Raw genomic sequence first — 1,101 nt, forward strand, 5'->3', positions numbered from 1 at the left:
CTAAGTCGTTTTGAGGGCAATCGACTATTAGCTGGGGCAGTTAGTGAAATTTAAACCACTGCTAGAACCCGATATAGAACCCATTTGAGATCTTTTTGCCAATCGGGTAGGATAGCTAAAAGTGGTGAATTAAAAGCAGACGGGGGAGTAAATGGGGTATTCAAGCGATGTAACAGACTCATAGTGGGAAATAATCGAGCCATTATTACCGCACAAGAAGAAAACAAGACCCCCAGTGTGGACAAAGCGGCAAATTCACGGGCGGGATATTGTATCAACTCAAGAATGGTTGCAACTGGGCAGACTTACCCAAAGATTTTCCACCCTATTCAACGGTCTTCTGGCATTACAAACAGTGGTGTGAAGATGAGATATTAGACAAAGTTATGACAGAATTACATGGACGAGTGCGGGAACAAGTAAAAAAAAAGCCTCAGTGGACAACTCTAATCATGATTGACTCACTCATGGGTGAAAAACACCTGTAATGCAGGGATTGAGTCGAAAGGGTTGTGTTTTTACAAGACAACAAATGGGATTAAAAGACATTTAGCAGTTGATATATTGGGCTTCCCCTTCTTTACCCACTGCACCAAAGCCAGCGTATCTGATGACCCTCGGGGTTGATTGAAATGTTGACCCAAAATATCGATTACTTCAAATCTAAACCGCTGGAACTGCCGAAGATTACCATCTTGCTAGATCATGGTTATCATCCTGAAAAACTGACGAGCTCATTGGAGCAGATTTATCCTCAAATTATGACCAAGATCCAGTTTGAACTCTCCACCAAGCCATCAAAAGCTGAAAAGGAGTCTTTCATGACAATCGGGATTTGTTCCGGTTGCAGCTAGATGGGTGATTGAAAGATCGAATGCTTGGGTAGAGCGCTGCAAGAGTTTAGTCAAAAATTTTGACCGCACACTTGAAGCTGCCAATGCCAAGCTCAAGCTTTGTTTTATCAGATTGATGCTCAAACGACTTGCTGCTCCAGTTACCCCCTAAAAAGATCTCAAATGGGTTCTATAGGGAGTATCATACTGGTCAATTGAGTCGGGAAGCGATGGCGGCAGAACGTCTTGTACTGGAAGCCAAATTGCA

Annotated in this window: 1 protein-coding gene and 1 pseudogene; both read left to right on the forward strand. The window is 43.0% G+C overall.

The genetic code is table 11. The features are described from left to right. Window positions 1–263: 263 nt before the first annotated feature. Window positions 264–488, forward strand: a pseudogene (locus tag QT996_RS28760) (transposase); the annotation flags it as partial. A gap of 144 nt (window positions 489–632) precedes the next feature. Next, window positions 633–854: a hypothetical protein gene (locus tag QT996_RS28515; protein WP_333050860.1), complete on the forward strand. Its 222-nt coding sequence runs from the start codon at window positions 633–635 to the stop codon at window positions 852–854. Window positions 855–1,101 lie beyond the last annotated feature (247 nt).

Source organism: Microcoleus sp. S13C4 (assembly GCF_036700865.1).
In the GTDB taxonomy this organism is placed as follows: Bacteria; Cyanobacteriota; Cyanobacteriia; order Cyanobacteriales; family Microcoleaceae; genus Microcoleus.

Excerpts from the sequence above, each read along its gene's own strand:
- QT996_RS28515 (WP_333050860.1), top strand. The coding sequence starts at position 633 with ATGTTGACCCAAAATATCGATTACTTCAAATCTAAACCGCTGGAACTG.